General features: G+C 43.7%; 29 protein-coding genes and 2 pseudogenes. 22 read left to right on the forward strand and 9 right to left on the reverse strand.

Annotated elements, in window-relative coordinates; all coding sequences use genetic code 11:
- Positions 1-59 precede the first annotated feature (59 nt).
- The 8 genes from ndk (at position 60) to der (ending at position 7,290) form a co-directional block, all read left to right on the forward strand.
- Complete coding sequence (ndk, locus tag K6984_RS16620) at positions 60-491, forward strand: nucleoside-diphosphate kinase (protein WP_221896537.1); 432 nt, start codon at positions 60-62, stop codon at positions 489-491.
- Positions 463-1,578, forward strand: coding sequence for a dual-specificity RNA methyltransferase RlmN (gene rlmN / locus K6984_RS16625; protein WP_221896599.1), 1,116 nt, complete (start codon positions 463-465; stop codon positions 1,576-1,578). The genes ndk and rlmN overlap by 29 nt, the downstream gene beginning before the upstream one ends.
- The gene (locus tag K6984_RS16630; RefSeq protein WP_221896538.1) at positions 1,568-1,855 is read left to right on the forward strand and encodes a tetratricopeptide repeat protein; all 288 of its coding nucleotides are present in this window, start codon (positions 1,568-1,570) and stop codon (positions 1,853-1,855) included. The genes rlmN and K6984_RS16630 overlap by 11 nt, the downstream gene beginning before the upstream one ends.
- 237 nt (positions 1,856-2,092) lie before the next feature.
- The gene (locus K6984_RS16635) at positions 2,093-2,350 is read left to right on the forward strand and encodes a hypothetical protein (protein WP_221896539.1); all 258 of its coding nucleotides are present in this window, start codon (positions 2,093-2,095) and stop codon (positions 2,348-2,350) included.
- An 18-nt stretch (positions 2,351-2,368) separates the two neighbouring features.
- The gene (gene hisS / locus K6984_RS16640) at positions 2,369-3,634 is read left to right on the forward strand and encodes a histidine--tRNA ligase (RefSeq protein ID WP_221896540.1); all 1,266 of its coding nucleotides are present in this window, start codon (positions 2,369-2,371) and stop codon (positions 3,632-3,634) included.
- A 26-nt stretch (positions 3,635-3,660) separates the two neighbouring features.
- Positions 3,661-4,314 carry a YfgM family protein gene (locus tag K6984_RS16645; protein WP_221896541.1) on the forward strand — a complete coding sequence of 218 codons (654 nt, stop codon included), beginning with the start codon at positions 3,661-3,663 and terminating at the stop codon, positions 4,312-4,314.
- Positions 4,315-4,358: 44 nt separating this feature from the next.
- Positions 4,359-5,540, forward strand: a complete 1,182-nt coding sequence (gene bamB / locus K6984_RS16650) for an outer membrane protein assembly factor BamB (RefSeq protein ID WP_221896542.1) — start codon at positions 4,359-4,361, stop codon at positions 5,538-5,540.
- A 319-nt stretch (positions 5,541-5,859) separates the two neighbouring features.
- A complete protein-coding gene (der, locus tag K6984_RS16655; RefSeq protein WP_221896543.1) occupies positions 5,860-7,290 on the forward strand; it encodes a ribosome biogenesis GTPase Der in 1,431 nt (476 codons plus the stop codon).
- 112 nt (positions 7,291-7,402) lie between these two features.
- On the opposite strand, the pseudogene K6984_RS16660 reads toward der, so the two are convergent.
- The 6 genes and pseudogenes from K6984_RS16660 to K6984_RS16675 all read right to left on the reverse strand — a co-directional run.
- Positions 7,403-7,918 (reverse strand): annotated as a pseudogene (locus K6984_RS16660) (transposase); the annotation flags it as partial.
- Between the two features lie 201 nt (positions 7,919-8,119).
- Complete coding sequence (locus tag K6984_RS33925; protein WP_263458596.1) at positions 8,120-8,248, reverse strand: hypothetical protein; 129 nt, start codon at positions 8,246-8,248, stop codon at positions 8,120-8,122.
- A 513-nt stretch (positions 8,249-8,761) separates the two neighbouring features.
- On the reverse strand, positions 8,762-8,926 hold the full coding sequence (locus K6984_RS16665) for a hypothetical protein (RefSeq protein WP_221896544.1): 165 nt from the start codon (positions 8,924-8,926) through the stop codon (positions 8,762-8,764).
- Positions 8,927-8,953: 27 nt separating this feature from the next.
- Positions 8,954-9,082: a hypothetical protein gene (locus tag K6984_RS33930; protein WP_263458596.1), complete on the reverse strand. Its 129-nt coding sequence runs from the start codon at positions 9,080-9,082 to the stop codon at positions 8,954-8,956.
- 23 nt (positions 9,083-9,105) lie between these two features.
- On the reverse strand, positions 9,106-9,300 hold the full coding sequence (locus tag K6984_RS16670) for a PIN domain-containing protein (RefSeq protein ID WP_221896545.1): 195 nt from the start codon (positions 9,298-9,300) through the stop codon (positions 9,106-9,108).
- Entirely contained in the window at positions 9,293-9,523 is a 231-nt protein-coding gene (locus K6984_RS16675; protein WP_221896546.1) for a hypothetical protein, read from the reverse strand. Before K6984_RS16675 ends, K6984_RS16670 begins: the two co-directional genes overlap by 8 nt.
- Between K6984_RS16675 and K6984_RS33935 the strand changes: the two genes are divergently transcribed.
- A complete protein-coding gene (locus K6984_RS33935) occupies positions 9,480-9,608 on the forward strand; it encodes a hypothetical protein (RefSeq protein ID WP_263458782.1) in 129 nt (42 codons plus the stop codon). The genes K6984_RS16675 and K6984_RS33935 overlap by 44 nt on opposite strands.
- A 6-nt stretch (positions 9,609-9,614) precedes the next feature.
- Here the strand turns inward: K6984_RS33935 and K6984_RS16680 are convergent, their stop codons facing one another.
- Complete coding sequence (locus K6984_RS16680; protein WP_221896547.1) at positions 9,615-9,791, reverse strand: type II toxin-antitoxin system VapC family toxin; 177 nt, start codon at positions 9,789-9,791, stop codon at positions 9,615-9,617.
- A gap of 84 nt (positions 9,792-9,875) precedes the next feature.
- On the opposite strand from K6984_RS16680, the gene K6984_RS16685 reads away from it, so the two are divergent.
- Together K6984_RS16685 and K6984_RS16690 are read left to right on the forward strand one after the other, a co-directional pair.
- The gene (locus K6984_RS16685; RefSeq protein WP_338024533.1) at positions 9,876-10,064 is read left to right on the forward strand and encodes a type II toxin-antitoxin system VapB family antitoxin; all 189 of its coding nucleotides are present in this window, start codon (positions 9,876-9,878) and stop codon (positions 10,062-10,064) included.
- 161 nt (positions 10,065-10,225) lie between these two features.
- Positions 10,226-10,930 carry an IS630 family transposase gene (locus K6984_RS16690; protein WP_221896548.1) on the forward strand — a complete coding sequence of 235 codons (705 nt, stop codon included), beginning with the start codon at positions 10,226-10,228 and terminating at the stop codon, positions 10,928-10,930.
- 121 nt (positions 10,931-11,051) lie between these two features.
- On the opposite strand, the gene K6984_RS33940 is transcribed toward K6984_RS16690, so the two are convergent.
- Positions 11,052-11,180, reverse strand: coding sequence for a hypothetical protein (locus K6984_RS33940; RefSeq protein WP_263458596.1), 129 nt, complete (start codon positions 11,178-11,180; stop codon positions 11,052-11,054).
- A gap of 135 nt (positions 11,181-11,315) precedes the next feature.
- Here K6984_RS33940 and K6984_RS16695 point away from each other — a divergent pair, with 135 nt between their 5' ends.
- From K6984_RS16695 to scpB, 10 genes and pseudogenes are all read left to right on the forward strand, one after another.
- Positions 11,316-11,759, forward strand: coding sequence for a transposase (locus tag K6984_RS16695; RefSeq protein ID WP_221896026.1), 444 nt, complete (start codon positions 11,316-11,318; stop codon positions 11,757-11,759).
- 98 nt (positions 11,760-11,857) lie between these two features.
- Positions 11,858-11,980 (forward strand): annotated as a pseudogene (locus K6984_RS36320) (PIN domain-containing protein); the annotation flags it as partial.
- Between the two features lie 204 nt (positions 11,981-12,184).
- Complete coding sequence (locus K6984_RS16705; protein ID WP_221896549.1) at positions 12,185-12,355, forward strand: hypothetical protein; 171 nt, start codon at positions 12,185-12,187, stop codon at positions 12,353-12,355.
- Positions 12,356-12,467: 112 nt separating this feature from the next.
- Positions 12,468-13,625, forward strand: a complete 1,158-nt coding sequence (locus K6984_RS16710) for a transposase (RefSeq protein ID WP_221896550.1) — start codon at positions 12,468-12,470, stop codon at positions 13,623-13,625.
- Between the two features lie 216 nt (positions 13,626-13,841).
- Positions 13,842-14,357 (forward strand): thiol peroxidase, encoded by a 516-nt coding sequence (gene tpx, locus K6984_RS16715; RefSeq protein ID WP_221896551.1) that lies wholly within the window; start codon positions 13,842-13,844, stop codon positions 14,355-14,357.
- Between the two features lie 14 nt (positions 14,358-14,371).
- Positions 14,372-15,070 carry a tRNA (adenosine(37)-N6)-threonylcarbamoyltransferase complex dimerization subunit type 1 TsaB gene (gene tsaB, locus K6984_RS16720; protein WP_221896552.1) on the forward strand — a complete coding sequence of 233 codons (699 nt, stop codon included), beginning with the start codon at positions 14,372-14,374 and terminating at the stop codon, positions 15,068-15,070.
- Between the two features lie 5 nt (positions 15,071-15,075).
- Positions 15,076-15,699, forward strand: coding sequence for an L-threonylcarbamoyladenylate synthase (locus tag K6984_RS16725; protein WP_221896553.1), 624 nt, complete (start codon positions 15,076-15,078; stop codon positions 15,697-15,699).
- Between the two features lies 1 nt (position 15,700).
- Positions 15,701-16,351, forward strand: a complete 651-nt coding sequence (locus K6984_RS16730) for a site-2 protease family protein (protein WP_221896554.1) — start codon at positions 15,701-15,703, stop codon at positions 16,349-16,351.
- A 1-nt stretch (position 16,352) separates the two neighbouring features.
- Positions 16,353-17,162 carry a segregation and condensation protein A gene (locus tag K6984_RS16735; RefSeq protein WP_230988141.1) on the forward strand — a complete coding sequence of 270 codons (810 nt, stop codon included), beginning with the start codon at positions 16,353-16,355 and terminating at the stop codon, positions 17,160-17,162.
- A gap of 34 nt (positions 17,163-17,196) precedes the next feature.
- Positions 17,197-18,147 carry an SMC-Scp complex subunit ScpB gene (gene scpB, locus K6984_RS35760; protein WP_338024534.1) on the forward strand — a complete coding sequence of 317 codons (951 nt, stop codon included), beginning with the start codon at positions 17,197-17,199 and terminating at the stop codon, positions 18,145-18,147.
- Positions 18,148-18,208: 61 nt separating this feature from the next.
- Here scpB and K6984_RS16745 read toward each other — a convergent pair whose 3' ends face one another.
- Positions 18,209-18,439 carry a hypothetical protein gene (locus tag K6984_RS16745; RefSeq protein WP_221896555.1) on the reverse strand — a complete coding sequence of 77 codons (231 nt, stop codon included), beginning with the start codon at positions 18,437-18,439 and terminating at the stop codon, positions 18,209-18,211.
- Between K6984_RS16745 and K6984_RS33945 the strand changes: the two genes are divergently transcribed.
- Complete coding sequence (locus K6984_RS33945; protein WP_263458783.1) at positions 18,396-18,530, forward strand: hypothetical protein; 135 nt, start codon at positions 18,396-18,398, stop codon at positions 18,528-18,530. The genes K6984_RS16745 and K6984_RS33945 overlap by 44 nt on opposite strands.
- Positions 18,531-18,538: the final 8 nt, after the last annotated feature.

Consider the following 18,538-nt stretch of genomic DNA (forward strand, 5'->3'; position numbering starts at 1 on the left):
CCCTACAAAGACAAATTTTTTTATTTTAATATTTAATTAACCTTAGGAGTTTTAAAAAAATGGCAGTAGAACGTACTTTTTCTATCGTAAAACCAGATGCAGTTGCTAAAAACCATATTGGTGAGATTTATGGCCGCTTTGAAAGCAATGGTTTACGCATTGTTGCAGCAAAGATGATGCAATTAACGAAAGAAAAAGCTGAAGGCTTTTACGCTGAGCACAGTGAGCGTCCTTTTTTCAATGACCTGGTTGCGTTTATGACATCTGGCCCGGTGATGGTTCAGGTGCTGGAAGGCGAAGGCGCAGTATTAAAAAATCGTGATCTAATGGGCGTAACAAGCCCGGCAGAAGCTGAAGCGGGTACTATCCGTGCAGATTTTGCGACTAGCATAGATGAAAATGCAGTACATGGTTCAGATGCAGTGGAGTCAGCAGCCAGAGAAATTGCATATTTCTTCTCTGATGAGGGACTTTGTGAGCGTATCCGCTAAACAGCAAAAAATAAATCTGCTCAATTTTGACAGAAAAGGCATGCAGGCCTTTTTTGTTGAAATTGGTGAAAAGCCTTTTCGCGCCACGCAGTTGATAAAATGGATTTATCAAGAAGGCGAGTATGATTTTGATCAAATGACGAATTTAAGTAAGCCCTTACGTGCTTACTTAAAAGAGCATTGCTGTATTATTGCGCCAGATATTATCTTTGAGCAGGTTGCCAGCGATGGCACTCGCAAATGGGTAGTGGAAATGGGCGGCGGCAATAAAGTCGAAGCAGTTTATATTCCAGAGGCCAATCGTGCAACGCTATGTGTGTCATCCCAGGTGGGTTGCGCATTAGCCTGCACATTTTGCTCTACAGCACAGCAGGGCTTTAATCGTAACCTTAGTACTGCGGAGATTATTGGCCAGTTGATTGCCGCCAATCAGCGCATGGGCGAGCAGGGACGCGTCACTAATGTCGTAATGATGGGCATGGGTGAGCCCTTATTGAATTTTGATAGTGTGGTGTCGGCGATGAACCTGATGACCGAGGACTTTGCCTTTGGCTTATCCAAGCGTCGGGTAACAATCAGCACTTCGGGCGTAGTTCCGGCTATGCACCGGCTAACAGAAGTGTGCGATGTCAGTATGGCAGTGTCATTACATGCACCTACTGATGCATTGCGCGATATTTTAGTGCCGATTAACCAGAAGTATCAGCTACAGGAACTGATGGCAGCCTGTCAGAAATATATTGCTACATCGCCTAGAGGGTTTATCACCTTTGAATATGTGATGTTAGAGGATGTGAATGATTCCCCGGCAGATGCCCGCGCACTGGTGAAATTGCTGAAAGGTATTCCCTCTAAAATGAACTTAATTCCGTTTAACCCATTTCCTGATACGAAATATACCTGTTCTACGCCGCAGGCAATTGAGCGGTTCAGGGATGTGTTATATAAAGCCGGGATAGTCACTACCGTGCGCAAAACACGGGGTGAAGATATCGATGCCGCTTGTGGGCAGCTAGTCGGTAAAGTTAAAGATAAAAGCAGACGCGCTGAAAAATTACAGCATATGGAGGCGATGCATGAGCATTAATAAGTTTTGGCCATTAATGGTGATCGGCTTATTCACGGCTTGTACGTCTACAGAAGAGCAGGAAAAAATTGTCTATGTTGAGCCTGAGCAAATGGTGCTGAATCGCTCTGCTCAGGATCGTGCGGCAACCTTAACTGAGCTCGGATACGCGTATTATAAATTAGAAAAATATAGCTATGCAGAGGAGTATCTGCTGCGTTCATTAGAACTGGATAAAAATAACGCCACGTCTTATCAGGTTTTTGCCTTGATCGAGCAGCGTGGCAAAAATCCATAAAAAGCACAATATTATTTTGATAAAGCGTTAAAACTGAAGCCTGATGACTTCGATATACTCACCGCCTATGCAGTTTTTTTATATGAAGAGCAGCGCCATAAAGAAGCCGTTATTGAGTTACAGAGAATTGTCAATGCCCCATTCTATAAGCGCAAGTGGGTAGCTTATAGCTATCTGGGTTTATATGATCTGCAAAAAAATCAGCAAAGGGCAGCGGAGATAAAATTTTATAAAGCTTTGCAGATGAACCCCGAATACTCGCTGGCTTTATATGAAACAGCTAAGATCCGCTATGCAAAAGGGGAGATGATGTCTGCCCGGGCTTATATAGAACGCTACTTTAGTGCAGAAGGAAAAACCTTGGCTGGCCTGGAGCTGGCGATTAAAATAGAAACGGCTCTGCAGAGCTATGACCTGGTTGAGGAATACCAGTTGCAGTTAACACGATCCTTTCCTTTTTCTGCAGCGGCAGAAAAAATAAAACATAATTATTAGAGCAGTAAAGATTTATTTATGGCAAAAAATATTCAGGGAATTCGTGGTATGCACGATGTCCTTCCTGAGCAAACCGCACGCTGGCAGTTTGTTGAGCAACATATAAGAGAGGTTTTAGGCGCATACGGGTATCAGGAAATACGCCTGCCGATTGTCGAAAAAACAGAATTGTTCAAGCGCTCGATTGGTGAAGTGACCGATATAGTCGAAAAGGAAATGTACACTTTCGATGATAGAAATGGCGACTCGCTGACTTTACGTCCGGAAGGCACAGCTGGGTGTGTGCGCGCCTGTTTAGAGCATGGCTTATTGCATAATCAGACGCACAGGTTATGGTATTTTGGCCAGATGTTTCGCTATGAACGCCCGCAGAAAGGGCGTTACCGTCAGTTTGTACAACTGGGCGTGGAAACCTACGGCATGGCTGATGCTGATATAGACGCGGAATTAATTTTACTGAGCCGCCGACTATGGCTGCGCCTAGGCATTAATGATAGCGTAGAATTACAGTTGAATTCGCTGGGAACAATTGCCGAGCGAGCAGTTTATCGCGAGCAGTTAGTCGCTTATTTTAATGCGCACCTGGAGCAGCTGGATGAAGATAGCCAGCGTCGCTTACAGAGTAACCCCTTGCGTATTCTGGATACCAAAAACCCGGGTATGCAGGCGCTAGTAGAGGCTGCGCCGAAGCTGATGGAATCTTTAGGCGAGGAGAGCATAGCGCATTTCAAGCGTCTGACAGATACTTTGGATGCACTGGGCATAGCGTATACCATCAACAAGCGTCTGGTTCGAGGCCTTGATTATTATAGTAAAACGGTGTTTGAATGGGTTACGACAGAGCTAGGCGCGCAAGGGACAATATGTGCTGGGGGTCGTTATGATGGGCTTATTGAACAACTGGGTGGCAAGCCAAATTATGCAGTCGGATTCGCTATGGGTATGGAGCGTATACTGGCATTACTGGAAAATCGCGAAGACCTGGATAATAAACAGGCTGTAGATGCGTATATGATCTTAGTGGGTGAGGGTGCGCAAAAAGCAGGCGTGTTGCTGGCTGAGGAAGTTAGGGATTGTTTGCCTGGGCTGAGGCTACAGATGCACTGTGGCAATGCAAGCTTTAAGAGCCAGTTTAAGAAAGCGGATAAAAGTGGCGCTGAGTACGCTTTGATTCTGGCTGAAGATGAAGTGCAAAACTCACAGGTCAGTATTAAATTTTTACGTACTGACCAGCCGCAGTGTACTGTGTCAACGGCTGAGCTGATAGAGATGTTAAAACAATAACCAACTATATTTAGAAAGGTAATAAAGTGGAAATTTACGAAACTGAAGAAGAACAGGTAGCAGCATTAAAAGACTGGTGGAAAGCGAATGGCTCATCCGTCATTACCGGTGTGATTAGTGCAATCATTATAGTGCTGGGCTGGAATTTATGGCAAAGCTATCAGCAGGATAAAATGAATCAGGCGTCTACCTTATATGAGCAAATGCTCAAGGCGGATGCTGCGATGAATCCAGAGTCAGTCGATAAAATTGCCAATAAGCTGAATACCAATTATAACTCGACTGCTTATTCGACTTATGCGCTTTTATTTGCAGCAAAAGCAAAAGTCGAGCAGCAGGATTTAGTCGCTGCGAAAGAGCAGCTACAATTAGCCGTGCTTGACAGCAATGATGCAGAGCTCACCCATGTTGCGCGGGCGCGTTTAATTAGAGTATTGCTGGATTTACAGGAATACGAGCAGGGTCTGGAAATTATTGCGGATATTGATCAATCTACACTAGGCGGCTTTGAGGCAATTTATGAAGAACTTAAAGGCGATTTATATGTTGCGATGGGCCGGATTGGAGAGGCGCGTACAGCATATCAGGCCGCTTTATCTGCAGGTCGTAGCTCACCCTTATTACAATTTAAGCTGGATGATTTAACCAGTTCTGATAATACCAACGAGCTAGCTAATTAGCCGCAGATATTTCATACATCTAGTAAGTGAAAACTGATTTATACATGCGAAGAATTCTAGCTTTAATATTTATTCTGGGCCTAAGCGGCTGTGCAACGCTGACTAATATGAGCGATGCGGTCGGTGATTTGTTTAAGGACTCGGATAATTCAGAACCTCCGGCAGAACTAACCGAATATGAACCAGAAGTAAAACTGGAAATTGTATGGGATGAATCTGATGGTGATGGTACTGATGAGTTAGCGCTTAATCTAGTGCCTGCCGTTGCTGAGGGGCGGGTTATTATTGCTGATCATGACGGCCTGATTCAGGCGAGAAGCCTGCTTGATGGTGAGCTGTTCTGGGAAGTGGAAACTGATTTGCCTATTTCATCGGGCCCAGTTATTGATGGAGATTTGCTGTTTGTCGGTACCAGTAAGGCAGATGTTCTGGCGCTAAGCATCAATAATGGCGAGGCTGTCTGGAAACACCGGGTATCCAGCGAGATTATGGCTTTACCGCTGGTGGTTGATGATCTGCTGATTGTCCGGTCTGCGGATGGTTTTGATATCGCGCTGGATAGGGCAAGAGGTACGCAGATCTGGTCTATAGAACACAGTATTCCTGCCCTGAGCGTAAGAGGGGAAGGGTCGCCAGTAGTTATCGGAGATATGCTAGTTATTGGTTATGCGAATGGAAAACTAATTGCCATGAATGCTCTGGATGGCGCGCATATCTGGGAAACCAGTGTGGCTATTCCTCGCGGGCGCTCAGAAATAGATAGGCTTACGGACCTGAACGGTACGCCTATCGTCAGCGATGATACCATTTTTGTCAGCAGTTATAAGAGTGGCATAAATGCAGTAACACCCGTTGATGGCGAAGTGTTATGGCGTAATGAAAGTATTTCAGCGTTTCAGGGGCTGAGTGCTGATTATAGTTATTTATATTTAAGCGATGCTAGCAGCGACGTGTGGCAGTTAGATCAGCGCAATGGAGCATCTTATTGGAAGCAAACCGATTTACACCAGCGCCGCTTATCTAAGCCTGCCGTCTATGATGAATATGTAGTGGTCGGGGATTTTGAGGGCTATTTGCACTGGCTGTCGAAAACCGATGGCCGCTTGCTGGGGCGTATAGAAATTACTGATGAGCCTATCGTCGCACAGCCTGTTGTGCAAGATGGTAGGGTTTACGTGTATACCACTGATGGAACAATAGCGGCAGTAAGAGTGCTCTTATTTTAGGCACATAGATAATCTACTGAAGTTTCCCAATTATTGAGTAGCTGAAATACACAATGCTGGTGTATCGAGGTTCATTTTAGGTGGTTTTGCCATGTTTATAGCAAACCCCTACTTAATTCCCCTTAGGCAATAGCATTTGAAACGAATGAAAAGACTATTTTTCATATAGTTGTAGCATAGTTTCAATTTTACCATAAATAATTATTGGGAAACTTCAGGTAATCTATTGTTTTGGTTACATTATTTAATTGCAGGCCACTAGGTTCTGTACTTTAATCGGGCTTGTATAGAGTTCGGTGCTTTACTCTACGGAATTTGTATGACATTACCCGTTATCGCCCTGGTTGGCCGACCTAATGTGGGCAAATCAACTTTATTTAATTATCTAACCCGTACTCGCGATGCCCTGGTTGCCGATTACCCCGGCTTAACACGCGACCGCAAATATGGTCGTGTAAGGCGCGGGGAAACGCCCTATCTACTAGTGGATACCGGGGGAATAACCGATAATGTCGATGGCATTGACTTGGTTGCCAAAAGACAGGTTGAACTGGCTTTGGAAGAAGCTGATGTAGTGTTGTTCCTGGTTGATGCGCGTGAAGGTTTGAACAGCGCGGATGAAGCCATTTCAGCCATGCTGAGAAAACTAGACAAGCCCGTTATTCTGGTGACTAACAAGATTGACGGCATCAATGCCGAGATTGCAGTTGCAGACTTTCATCGCCTGGGGATAGGTAACCCGGTTTCTATCGCTGCAACCCATGGGCGTGGGGTGAATGAATTACTGCATCGAGTCAGTTCTGAATTACCTGAAACCATAGAGCAAACAGAAGCCGAACTACAGGGCCAGGGTGTTGCTATCGCAATTGTTGGCAGGCCGAATGTGGGTAAGTCAACGCTGGTTAATCGCCTGCTGGGTGAAGAGCGGGTGGTGGTTTTTGATGAGCCGGGTACCACTAGAGATAGCGTCTATATTCCGTTTGAGCGTAACGACAAAAAATATACCCTGATTGATACTGCAGGTATGCGCCGCCGGGCAAAGGTGACACTGGTGGTAGAAAAATTTAGTATTATTAAAGCCCTGCAATCGGTAGAAAAGGCTAATGTAGTGATTTACTTGGTTGATGCCAGTGAAGGTATCACCGATCAGGATGCACATTTACTAGGCATGGTGCTAGATGCGGGGCGTGCACTTATTATCGGCTTTAATAAATGGGATGGGCTGGACTTTGATCAGCGCGAATTGATTAAGCGCCAGACTGAGGTCAAGCTCCCTTTTTTAAGCTTTGCCGAGAAGCACCCTATCTCTGCCTTGCATGGCAGCGGCGTGGGTAATCTATTCGATGTGGTACATAAATTATATGATGCGGCGATGGTGGATATGTCTACTTCGGTACTCACGCAGATATTAAAAGATGCGGTAGCAGGACATCAGCCGCCGATGATCAACGGGCGCAGAATTAAATTAAAATATGCGCACCAGAGTGGACGAAACCCACCAGTGGTTGTAGTACATGGTAATCAGACAGATTTATTGCCAGCGGCTTACGGGCGTTACTTAATTAATTATTTTCGTAATAAGCTACGCCTGGAAGGCACGCCAATAAAGATTGTCTTTAAATCTCCTAAAAACCCATTTAAAGCAGTTAAAAATAAATTAAGCGATCGACAGTTACATAAGAAAAAGCGCTTAATGGAACATTATAAAAAGAAGAAAATATCCTTAAAAAGAAAAAGCAGGGGTGCGTAGCGCAGAGCGGACTTTAGTCCGCTAGGAAAAAGAGGATTAACTTGAAAAGGCTGCTACATAAATAGTTTTTTTGCTTTATTAAAGTTTTAAGCTGAAGTTTCTTAGAAATTCATCAAGCAACCATTCGCAATAAAACGGCTACCACCGAATTTACAGGGGAGCTGCTGTATTTGGGGCAAACCCTTTCGAAATCCGGATCCAAAGCCGCTTCGGCAATGATGCGGCGGATATCTGAAAAGGCGAAACTGGCTCGCCCCTTCACTTTGTGCCGACGTTCCGGATTGGTTTTTAAACGATCCGCGTAAATCCACGTCAGCGTTGTTGCCATCATACAGAAGTTCAAATGGTTGGTCACTGCCTGCGCATTTCGACACTGACTTTTATGGCTCCCTATGTCTTGCTTGAGCTCTTTGAACCCAGATTCGATTTTCCATCGCGCACCATAATACTCAATAATCTGTGTGACGGATAAACTTAGATCGGTCGTAAACAAAGCAATCCACTGTGTGCGACGAAACACCCAAACAACCTGAACGGGTCGTTTCAATGTTTTCAGCATGACAACGCGACTATAAGCCCTGACTTCACGCTGTTTTCCATAGAGATTCACGGTATACGATCGGGCCTTCGCTGAAAATCCTGGAAACGGAGCTTTAGCGAAGTGAAGATTTTTAGTCCGCCGCTGAAAATCAGGGAAACGGAGCCTAAGCGAAGTGATGATTTTTAGTCCGCGATAGCCGTAGGGCCGTTATTTTGTCGGAGTCTGAGCGTTAGCGAAGGTGGAGACAAAATAAAAGGCCATCCGACACGGCGTCAAGTCATTTGGAGCCTATGTTCCGACCCCTTGTTGGGTCGGGACGAGGTGACGAGGACGAATCGGGGCCGCCGGAGGCATAAGTGGTCGCGTTAAGTTTTTGCTGCTTGCTTGGGCTGGGATGCCCAAAACAAGCTTTCGCAAAAATAGCGACTCCCCGATTGTTGTACTGTTTTTGCCATGTCCGGGGCTGACAGCGGAAGAAGCCATGAAAGTGTAAAAGCGCTTATTCTTGATCTCAAACCCAAACAACGTATCAAGGTAACGCCAAAGATTAGAGGTCATTGATGACGTAAAAGGAACGATAATGGACAGGATCGTGTAAACGAACAGAGAGGCTCGTTCGCGGCCTAAAGTGGTTTCGGAAAAATGATCTTGAAGCGGGAGTAAAATATCGCGTAAAATAAACATGAATGAGGTCGTTTTATTTGTATAATCAATGTGTTAGAAACTTTCATTATACACTAAAACTAGGCCTCATTCACGATTAACCTGTTGTTTTTAAAAAGAATTAAAGGCTTTTAGTCAACGGAATGCCATTAATATTAGTAATGTCTAATATTCCAGAAAAATAAGCATTAGCTGATATTCTTATGCTTTAAAAACTAGGAAACTTCAGGTTTTAAGTTAGCTACAATTTAAATAGCACAAATAAGGTTACCAAGTTAGACCAGAACAAATAAAAAATGAAGTTAGCAAACGCTGAAAATCAGGGAAACGGAGCCTAAGCGAAGTGATGATTTTTAGTCCGCGATAGCCGTAGGGCCGTTGTTTTGTCGGAGTCTGAGCGTTAGCGAAGGTGGAGACAAAATAAAAGGCCATCCGACACGGCGTCAAGTCATTTGGAGCCTATGTTCCGACCCCTTGTTGGGTCGGGACGAGGTGACGAGGACGAATCGGGGCCGCCGGAGGCATAAGTGGTCGCGTTAAGTTTTTGCTGCTTGCTTGGGCTGGGATGCCCAAAACAAGCTTTCGCAAAAATAGCGACTCCCCGACTGGAGTTAGGCTTCAATAAAATCTGTCACATCTATTGAAATAGATGGAAACTCGCGTAAAATTTTTTTGTTTTGTGTAACAAGTGGAATATTGAGGTGCTGAGCTAAAGCAATAAATTCACAGTTATAAGATGAGTAATTACTTTTAGCAACTAATGCTAGAACTTGAGCCGATGGAAGATCAAATTCATTATTAAGCATAATAGATTCTGCCGCTGAAAATCATGGAAACGTAGCTTAGCGAAGTGGTGATTTTTAGTCCCTGATAGGCGACAGGGCAATTCGCTGATTCGACGTGTGCTAGCAGCACGCGAGAGGAGCAAGAATTGCATTCCGAATAGCCGTCCAGCCAGTGAGGTAGTAATGACGAAGCGGCTTTTGTGCGTAGTCGTTGCGGACGCAGGGCGTTCAGGGCATCTCCCATCCGCTGCGTAGGTGAGCGAATTATGGCGACAGGAGTCCCGGAATTTCGTGAGGTAGCATGGCGCGCCTGTGTCTCTTGTAGCTAAAATGCCTTATTCAAAAGTAATAATTTCTTTTCTGATATAAAGGGCTAAAACATTACGAAATTCACTTTTCCATAATGTTGGAGTAAGCCATTCTGAGTCTAGTTTATAAAGTTTATCAACTAACTCTGAGTATGAAGTTGGTAATAAAAGATAACAGAGGATATTTGTATCAGCAACAATCATGGCCTGCCTTCATTAGTAGTATGTTCAATATCGTGCGTGCTAATATTATTTGCTTTAACTTGAGAGCGAAGAGCTTGAAGGTTTATGTATAATATTGTAATGTTGTATGCATCTTTTTCGGAGGGCTATATGAGAACTACTCTTGATTTACCAGGGAATTTGCTTATTGAGGCTATGAAATTAAGCCATGCAAATACTAAAATCGGGGTTATTGTACGAGCCTTGGATGAATTATTAAGAAAATCAAAAAGTTCTAATTTAAAAAAAGAATAACGGGAAGATTGATATATAGACTTTCAGAAAATTAATTTCCGAACAAACAAAAACGACAGAGGGGAAACTGGCTTATAATTTTCGTCCCAACACTAACGGAAACAGTCAAAAATGGTATCCCTCACTTTTTCAAAGTCAATTGTAGACCGACTAAAAAAAATATGGCGACAGCTCTCAAGCTAAGTAATATTTGTTTATATCGATTAACTCAAGCTTTACTCTGGTTCAGTGAATGCATGGGAATCAAAGAAATAGCACGCCTAATGGGAGTCTGTGAAAAAACCATTATAAATTGGCTGAAAACATTCATGCATAAAGGTGTCGGTTGGTTAATAGGGCAACACTATCAAGGACGTGGTCGGAAGTCAAAGTTAACTAAAGACCAGAAAAATAGATTGGTTGAGTTGATAAAGAAAGGCCCAGAAGACAATGGATTTCATTGTGGAATATGGAATACTGCGATGATTGCCGAGCTTATTTGGTTAAAATTTGAAGTTCGTTATAACTTGAACTATTTATCAAGCCTAATGAAAAAACTGGGCTTCAGTTATCAAAAAGCTCGTTTTGTGACTGATCGCCAAGAAGAAGAAAAGTACGAGCTTGAAAGAAAAACGTGGCTGGAAGAAACATTGCCTGCCATTATGGAAAAGGCGGTAGAAGAAAAGAGTGTCGTTTTATTCGGTGATGAGGTGTCATTTGCTATGTGGGGTTCATTGGCACGAACCTGGGCTCCAATAGGAGAGCAACCCACAGTGAAAACATCAGGGATTCGAAAAGGGTTGAAAATGTTTGGTACGATCGAACTCGAAGGAGGGAGTTTTCAATACCGAGAATCATTCGCTGAAAATCAGGGAAACGTAGCCTAAGCGAAGTGATGATTTTTAGTCCGCGATAGCCGTAGGGCCGTTGTTTTGTCGGAGTCTGAGCGTTAGCGAAGGTGGAGACAAAATAAAAGGCCATCCGACACGGCGTCAAGTCATTTGGAGCCTATGTTCCGACCCCTTGTTGGGTCGGGACGAGGTGACGAGGACGAATCGGGGCCGCCGGAGGCATAAGTGGTCGCGTTAAGTTTTTGCTGCTTGCTTGGGCTGGGATGCCCAAAACAAGCTTTCGCAAAAATAGCGACTCCCCGAGGCTTATGAGATAAAACCAAAGTCACTTAGACTTTTAAAAGAAGCTGGGCTGCCTCAAGAATTTTTAGCTATTCTTAAAAGCTTAAAAAATGAGAAATATCCAACACAGAAGCTTTTTATGGAAGCGATATATTCTATTGCCGACAACGTCTTAATCGAGAGTTATAAGCCAATGATATTACAACACGCTGAAACATCTGGGCGTTTTAATGGTGAAAGCTATGTTGAGTTTTTAACACAATTGCTGGCTTATTATAAAGGCAAGATTATTCTAATTGAAGATGGTGCCCCGTATCATGGAAGCGGTGTTATTAAGGAATTTAAGTTAGCTAATGTAGATCGTTTGACAGTAGAACGTCTCCCTGCGTTCTCGCCGGATTTTAATCCGATTGAGAAATTATGGAAAAATACGAAACGCGATTCGACTCATATGAAGTATTTTAAAACTTTTGAAGATCTTCATGATTCAGTTGTGCAAACTTTTAACACTTATATGCATGATGCCAGTAAAGTGATTTGTGTTATGCAAAAATTGCGGGAAGATTTCGTTGTTACCGCCTAAGTTTAAGCGCTCCAAATTTGGAAATTATTTATCTGAGAAACTATAGACATTAATCTGGATGCAATTAGAGATCGTCATTAGTACAGGTTTTAGTAGATACATCTGTATGGATTGATTGCTTTCGGGGGAGTGGCAATTTTGCTAATCCGGATTTTTTAATCGATGAAAATATTATCGTTACCAACGAGATTGTATTCGCCGAATTAACGCCTTATCTATAACTCGATGTTCAAGTTTTCAGCTATAACTGGGCTAAGAAAAGTAAATTTTTCCGGCTTTGTTTCATAAGTGATTGATTTACAATGATGTTGATGCTTTCTTTGTCAGTAAAATTATCAATAAAATAAATCAGTTAAAAAACTTGAACATCGAGTATAAATAAAGCAGCAAACGAAAGTAATCGAATTGCTAGATGCAGTAAAAAAATGCCGCTAGATATTAACTGGAAAGAAATTATTGAGTTTCAGGTATTGTGTTTTGAGAATGGTGCAAATGGAGTGGGTATTTCTGATTTGATTATTGCCCAAAATGCAAAGCAGAATGCTAACAGGGCCTACTCTTTAGATACTGAAGTTTCCCAATTATTGAGTAGCTGAAATACACAATGCTGGTGTATCGAGGTTTATTTTATTCGATGTTCAAGTTTTTGATATTGAGAAGGTAAAATCAGGTATTCTGAGGTTGTTGTAATTTTATCAGTGTAAGCCCATGTTAATGAATGCCCCAGCCACCTTTATCCAAAGCTATATTGACGATTTAAATGATGCGCTCAATCAGCTAAAACCCGGAGCCGCTTTGACACGGATTCAAGCCGCTTGGTTGGGCACTTGTTTAACGTGCATACTGCTAATGAACTCTGTTTGCTGGGCTAAGTTTGAGCGAGCAAGCCTTGGAGATTGCAAAGTAGCCGCATTATCCTGGGTGTTTCGTAAAGCAAGTATACCCTGGGACTGGTTGCTACGGGTGAGTGTGGTCTTAATTTTAAAACGTTATGGCATTACTGAAGGTGTGTTGGCCTTTGATGAATCAGACCGAGCACGATCTAAGTCTACAAAACGTATTTATAAGGTTTACAAGCAGAAACACAAAGGCTCCGGCGGGTATGTTAATGGACAAACGATAGTATTATTGCTGCTAGTTACCTCATCCATTACAGTGCCTGTCGGTTTTTTCTTTTATATGCCGGGTCCAGCCTTAAAGCAGTGGGATAAAGAAGATAAACGGTTGAAAAAGAGCGGTATAGCAAAAAAAGATCGGCCTATTAAGCCTGAACGTGACAGTGCCTACCCGACCAAAACAGAGATTGCATTAGGCTTATTAAAAGAGTTTAAAGTTGCGCATAGCCTGATTAAAATTAAAGGCGTACTGGCTGATGCGCTGTATGGTGAAAAAGCCTTTATGGACGAAGCCGCTAAAGAATCTGGAGGCTCGCAGGTGATTAGCCAATTACGTAAAAACCAAAATATTGAATATAGAGGTAGAATAAGGTCAGTCGAGAGCTACTTTAATTCGATTAACAAAGGCATTGATCAGATAATACGTGTACGTGGCGGCAAAGAGATTAAAGTGACTGTCAGCAGTGCACGATTAAAGGTGAGTTCTCACAGTAAAAAGCGCTTTGTCATTGCCTTAAAATATGACGGTGAAAACGACTATCGCTATTTAGTGGCGACAGACCTGACTTGGCGCACACAAGATATTATTCAAGCCTATACGTTGAGATGGCTGATTGAGGTTTTCTTTGAGGACTGGAAGCTTTATGAAGGATGGGGGCGTGAGGCCAAACAATTAGATGAAGAGGGATCAAGCCGTGGCCTGATTCTGAGTCTTTTGTTTGACCATTGCCTTCTCCTTTACCATAAATAATTATTGGGAAACTTCAGTTTAGATAAACATTTTTGTTTGTTAAATCAGGTTTTGAGTGTTGATTTGTATGCATAATCTGGCTAATTAGCTCAAAATATACTTTGCCAGTTGAATATATTATTTAACATCAGAATTAAGTATGAACTAACCTGTTACAGATCGATACATACCCCACTTGGAAATAGCACTAACTAACAGTTATAACGAGAAATAAATATGGCAAAACTAACATTTAAACCCGGCAATGATGAAATCATTATCAACACCAGTGGTGAATTACCTGTTGTTGGCTCTAAGGCACCTGACTTTAGTCTGGTTGATGGCAAACTGAATGATGTTTCCCTGGCGAACTATGCGGGCAAGCGCAAAATCCTGAATATAGTTCCTAGCCTGGATACACCGGTTTGTGCTGCATCTGCCAGGGCATTTAATGAAAAAGCGAGCCGCTGTGAAAATACCGTGATACTGATGGTGTCGGCTGACTTGCCTTTTGCTCAGGGGCGTTTCTGTGAGGCTGAGGGCTTAAAGGAAGTGCATCCATTGTCTACCTTTCGCTCCAGTTTTGCTGATGATTATGGCGTGCGTCTACTCGATAGCATGCTGGCAGGATTAACCGCGCGTGCGGTGGTTATTATTGATGAGCATGATCGGGTTATTTATACCGAATTAGTCACAGAAATTACGCATGAGCCAAATTATGATGAAGCTCTGGATGCACTAAAAGATTTATAGTTTTTTAAAAATAAATGAAAATTCTGGCCGTAGATACCGCTACAGAAGCCTGTTCAGTAGCGCTTTTTATAGACGGTGAGATCAGTGAGCGCTTTGAAATAGCACCCAGAGAGCATGCCCGGCTATTATTGCCAATGATCGATAGCTTAATGGCAGAGGCCGGGTTAAAACCACAGCAACTAGATGCCATTGCATTTGGTTGTGGTCCCGGGTCTTTTACTGGGCTTAGAATTGCCACCGGGGTTATGCAGGGCATAGCTTATGGTGCTGATTTGCCCGTGGTCCCCGTGTCGACTTTAGCCGCAATCAGTCAGGCATGTCTGCAGAAAACCGGGTACGATACGATATTTACCGCTGTTGATGCGCGCATGAATGAAATATACTGGGCTGTTTATCAACGCGATGCTGAGGGTGTTGCCCAATTATTAGGCAGAGAAAAAGTTCAGCCTGCATCTGAGGTTGATGCTTTGCAATTGACAGGATTTGGCATAGGTTCCGGTTGGCAGCCCTATCAGCATGAATTAACGACCCGTTTAGGTGAACAGCTAATTGGCTATGATGCTGATTATTTACCTCGCTCAGCAGAGATTGCCTATCTGGGCATGATAGGTGTGCAGCGCCAGCAAACAGTGCCTGTAGAACAAGCCATGCCCGTGTATTTACGTGATAAAGTGGCGCAAACAACAGCAGAAAGAGAAGCAAGCAAGAAGTAATATTTATGGCTGATTATATTGAAATACATCCAGATAACCCACAGGCACGTCTAATCTATCAGGCGGTAGAGAATATACGTAAAGGGGGAGTGATCGTTTATCCAACGGACTCGGGGTATGCCCTGGGGTGTCGTGTTGGTGAAAAACGGCCTCTAGATATCATTAAGCGCATCAGGAAGCTGGATGATAAGCATAACTTTTCCCTAGTGTGTAAAAGCCTGGCGCAAAGTTCCAGCTTTGCCAAGCTGAGTAATGATGCGCATCGCCTGATTAAAAGCCTGACTCCAGGGCCATTTACCTTTATTGCCGATGCGACTAAAGAAGTGCCCCGGCGTATGATGCATGCAAAGCGCAAGACAATTGGTATACGTATCCCAGGCAATAAAATTGCGCTGGCAATCGTTGAAGAACTGGGAGAGCCCTTGCTGAGTGCATCATTGATTATGCCTGATGAAGAATATGCGATGAATGATCCGTACGAGATTAGAGAGCAACTGGAAAATGAGCTGGATTTAATTATTGATGCAGGTATTGTTAATGGCGAAAATAGCACCATTATTTCCTGCATAGATAACCAGGTTGAGATTGTGCGTCAGGGAATTGGTGCTGCACCTATGCTGGAGGATTAAGATGGATGAACTAACTTTAATACAGAAAATTGTCGTCTGGGTTGTGCCGGTTATTTTTGCAATTACCGTACATGAAGTTGCACATGGCAGGGTCGCTAAATATTATGGTGATAATACCGCGTGGATGCTGGGGCGATTAACTCTAAATCCGATTAAACATATAGACCCGGTAGGAACGATTCTAGTGCCCGGCTTAATGCTGGCATTTACTGGCTTCGTGTTCGGCTGGGCAAAGCCTGTGCCGGTTAATGTGCGGAACTTACGTAACCCAAAGCATGATATGGCGATTGTGGCTTTAGCTGGCCCTGTCGCTAATTTATGTATGGCTATAGGCTGGGCTTTGTTTGCCCGGGTAGGTATTTTAATTAATACTGCTGAAGTCACCGTTCCGATGATATATATCGGTATTGCGGGCATTATGATTAATCTGGTTCTGGGCTTGCTGAATTTGTTGCCTATTCCGCCTTTAGATGGCAGTCGTATTCTATCCTGGGCTTTGCCGGGTCGCTGGAGTTATTATTACAATCAGTTTGAGCAATATGGTTTTTATTTATTGGTGATTTTATTAATGACCAATAGCCTGGGCGTCATTTTAGGTTACCCATTAAGCATTGCCAAAGACCTGTTTTTCAGTTTAGCCGGACTGCAATAAGTTGATTTCGGAGGCCGTCTCACAAGATGAAACGGCAATCGCCATCGTTTCAGGTGAGCCGTATCTGCAATTACCCGAAGATTTATATATCCCCCCTGAAGCACTTAAGGTTTTTTTAGAAGCCTTTGAAGGGCCACTGGACTTGCTGCTGTATCTGATCAGAAAGCAAAATCTGGATATTCTGAATATCCCGATAGCCCGGATTAGCAAGCAGTACATGCGCTATATTGAAGTAATGAGTGAATTTCAGCTGGAATTAGCTGCTGAATATTTACTGATGGCGGCTTTGCTTGCAGAGATAAAATCACGTATGCTATTACCCAGACAGGTAACCGTGGAAGAGGAAGAAGAGGATCCGCGAGCAGTTTTAGTGCGCCGACTACAGGAATACGAGCGTATAAAAAAAGCGGCAGAAGATTTAGACGAAATACCGCGCATGGAGCGGGATATTTTTATTGCCACTGTGGATACATCGACTGTGAGCATCCATAAATGTCAGCGCGAAGTTGCTTTACAGGATATCGTCCTGGCCTTGCAAGATGTGTTACTACGCGTTGATCAATTAAGTCATCATATAATTACTAAAGAACCCTTATCCGTCCGTGAAAGAATGGCCCTCATTATGGAAAGACTCGAAGACACGAGTAGCTTCCTTTTTACACGACTCTTTACCCGACAAGAAGGCAAGGCAGGGGTTGTTGTCACGTTTCTTGCCATTCTTGAACTCAGCAAAGGAGAACTTATCGAAATTCTCCAGTCAGAGCCCTTCGGAGAGCTCCGAGTCCGGCTCAAATCAGCAAATATCACCTGATATTATTCAGCATCAAGTTTTAACCGAGCTGGAATTGCCAGTAGACTTTCAGACAGAACCTGAGTCAGTCCCCCAAGCAGTTATTCAGCCAAGTCCTAAAGAGCCCTCGCCTGCAGTTAAAAAAGCCAGGCAGAAGAAAGCCGAACAAAAAGAAAAGATGGCTGAGATTATTGCTCAAGTTGCTTCTTTACAGGCACAGTTAGATGCAGTTGCTGGGCAACCGAATTCGCAAGATAAGGCTGAGGCTATATCTGCACATGCCAATTTGCAGGATAATGCAGAGATTATTCCCGCGCCAGCGAATCTGCAAAATAAACCAGATCATGAGTCAGAACAACAAGATCAGCCGAATATTGCAGTCGAGCAGGCAGATTCAGAAAGCGAGCCCGAAGCTACACCCGAGCAGGCGAGCCGTATACCGGCGGCACCTGTTGCAGCAAATGCCAAAGTTAAGCGCATTATCGAGGCACTTTTATTCGCCGCAGAACAGCCTATGACGGTTAAGCAGTTACATGGCGTATTTCCGGAATTGGAAGCCCCGGACAAAAAACAAATTCAAGTGGCCATAGATGCGCTATGTTATGACTATCGGCAACAGGCCGTTGGCTTGCATCAGGTTGCCAATGGTTACCGCTTTCAAGTCAAAGTCGATATGGCGTCCTGGGTGGCGCGCTTATTTGCTGAAAAACCACCCAGATATTCCCGTGCACTACTGGAAACTATTGCGATTATTGCCTATCAGCAGCCTGTTACCCGTGGCGATATAGAGGAAATACGTGGTGTCAGTGTTAGCTCGCATATGATTCGCACTCTACTGGAAAGGGAGTGGGTAAGGGTGCTTGCGCATAAAGAAGTCCCCGGCAGACCTGCCTTGTACGGTACGACTAAAGAATTTCTGGACTATTTTAATTTACCCTCGCTAGATGCTATGCCGCCATTAGAAGAGTTACAGGCATTGGCGCTAGAGGGTGAACTGGAAATATAACTATGTGGGTCATCAGTGTTCCCATTGAAAGAAGAAGTACCTAAACAAAGCAGCCTATAACCTACCTGAAGGTAGCACCACCGCTGAAAATCATGGAAACGGAGCTTAGCGAAGTGGTGATTTTTAGTCCCTGATAGGCGACAGGGCAATTCGCTGATTCGACGTGTGCTAGCAGCACGCGAGAGGAGCAAGAATTGCATTCCGAATAGCCGTCCAGCCAGTGAGGTAGTAATGACGAAGCGGCTTTTGTGCGTAGTCGTTGCGGACGCAGGGCGTTCAGGGCATCTCCCATCCGCTGCGTAGGTGAACGAATTATGGCGACAGGAGTCCCGGAATTTCGTGAGGTAGCATGGCGCGCCTGTCGAATATTTCCATATTTTTGATTTTAATC

It is taken from the genome of Bathymodiolus japonicus methanotrophic gill symbiont (genome assembly GCF_019721995.1).
In the GTDB taxonomy this organism is placed as follows: Bacteria; Pseudomonadota; Gammaproteobacteria; order Methylococcales; family Methylomonadaceae; genus Methyloprofundus.

Coding starts and splice junctions, on each gene's coding strand:
- ndk (WP_221896537.1), top strand. CDS start 60: ATGGCAGTAGAACGTACTTTTTCTATCGTAAAACCAGATGCAGTTGCT.
- rlmN (WP_221896599.1), top strand. CDS start 463: ATGAGGGACTTTGTGAGCGTATCCGCTAAACAGCAAAAAATAAATCTG.
- K6984_RS16630 (WP_221896538.1), top strand. CDS start 1,568: ATGAGCATTAATAAGTTTTGGCCATTAATGGTGATCGGCTTATTCACG.
- hisS (WP_221896540.1), top strand. CDS start 2,369: ATGGCAAAAAATATTCAGGGAATTCGTGGTATGCACGATGTCCTTCCT.
- bamB (WP_221896542.1), top strand. CDS start 4,359: ATGCGAAGAATTCTAGCTTTAATATTTATTCTGGGCCTAAGCGGCTGT.
- der (WP_221896543.1), top strand. CDS start 5,860: ATGACATTACCCGTTATCGCCCTGGTTGGCCGACCTAATGTGGGCAAA.
- K6984_RS16665 (WP_221896544.1), bottom strand. CDS start 8,926: ATGGCCTTTTATTTTGTCTCCACCTTCGCTAACGCTCAGACTCCGACA.
- K6984_RS16670 (WP_221896545.1), bottom strand. CDS start 9,300: ATGCTTAATAATGAATTTGATCTTCCATCGGCTCAAGTTCTAGCATTA.
- K6984_RS16675 (WP_221896546.1), bottom strand. CDS start 9,523: ATGGGAGATGCCCTGAACGCCCTGCGTCCGCAACGACTACGCACAAAA.
- K6984_RS16680 (WP_221896547.1), bottom strand. CDS start 9,791: ATGATTGTTGCTGATACAAATATCCTCTGTTATCTTTTATTACCAACT.
- K6984_RS16685 (WP_338024533.1), top strand. CDS start 9,876: ATGTATAATATTGTAATGTTGTATGCATCTTTTTCGGAGGGCTATATG.
- K6984_RS16690 (WP_221896548.1), top strand. CDS start 10,226: ATGGCGACAGCTCTCAAGCTAAGTAATATTTGTTTATATCGATTAACT.
- K6984_RS16695 (WP_221896026.1), top strand. CDS start 11,316: ATGGAAGCGATATATTCTATTGCCGACAACGTCTTAATCGAGAGTTAT.
- K6984_RS16705 (WP_221896549.1), top strand. CDS start 12,185: ATGCCGCTAGATATTAACTGGAAAGAAATTATTGAGTTTCAGGTATTG.
- K6984_RS16710 (WP_221896550.1), top strand. CDS start 12,468: ATGTTAATGAATGCCCCAGCCACCTTTATCCAAAGCTATATTGACGAT.
- tpx (WP_221896551.1), top strand. CDS start 13,842: ATGGCAAAACTAACATTTAAACCCGGCAATGATGAAATCATTATCAAC.
- tsaB (WP_221896552.1), top strand. CDS start 14,372: ATGAAAATTCTGGCCGTAGATACCGCTACAGAAGCCTGTTCAGTAGCG.
- K6984_RS16725 (WP_221896553.1), top strand. CDS start 15,076: ATGGCTGATTATATTGAAATACATCCAGATAACCCACAGGCACGTCTA.
- K6984_RS16730 (WP_221896554.1), top strand. CDS start 15,701: ATGGATGAACTAACTTTAATACAGAAAATTGTCGTCTGGGTTGTGCCG.
- K6984_RS16745 (WP_221896555.1), bottom strand. CDS start 18,439: ATGGGAGATGCCCTGAACGCCCTGCGTCCGCAACGACTACGCACAAAA.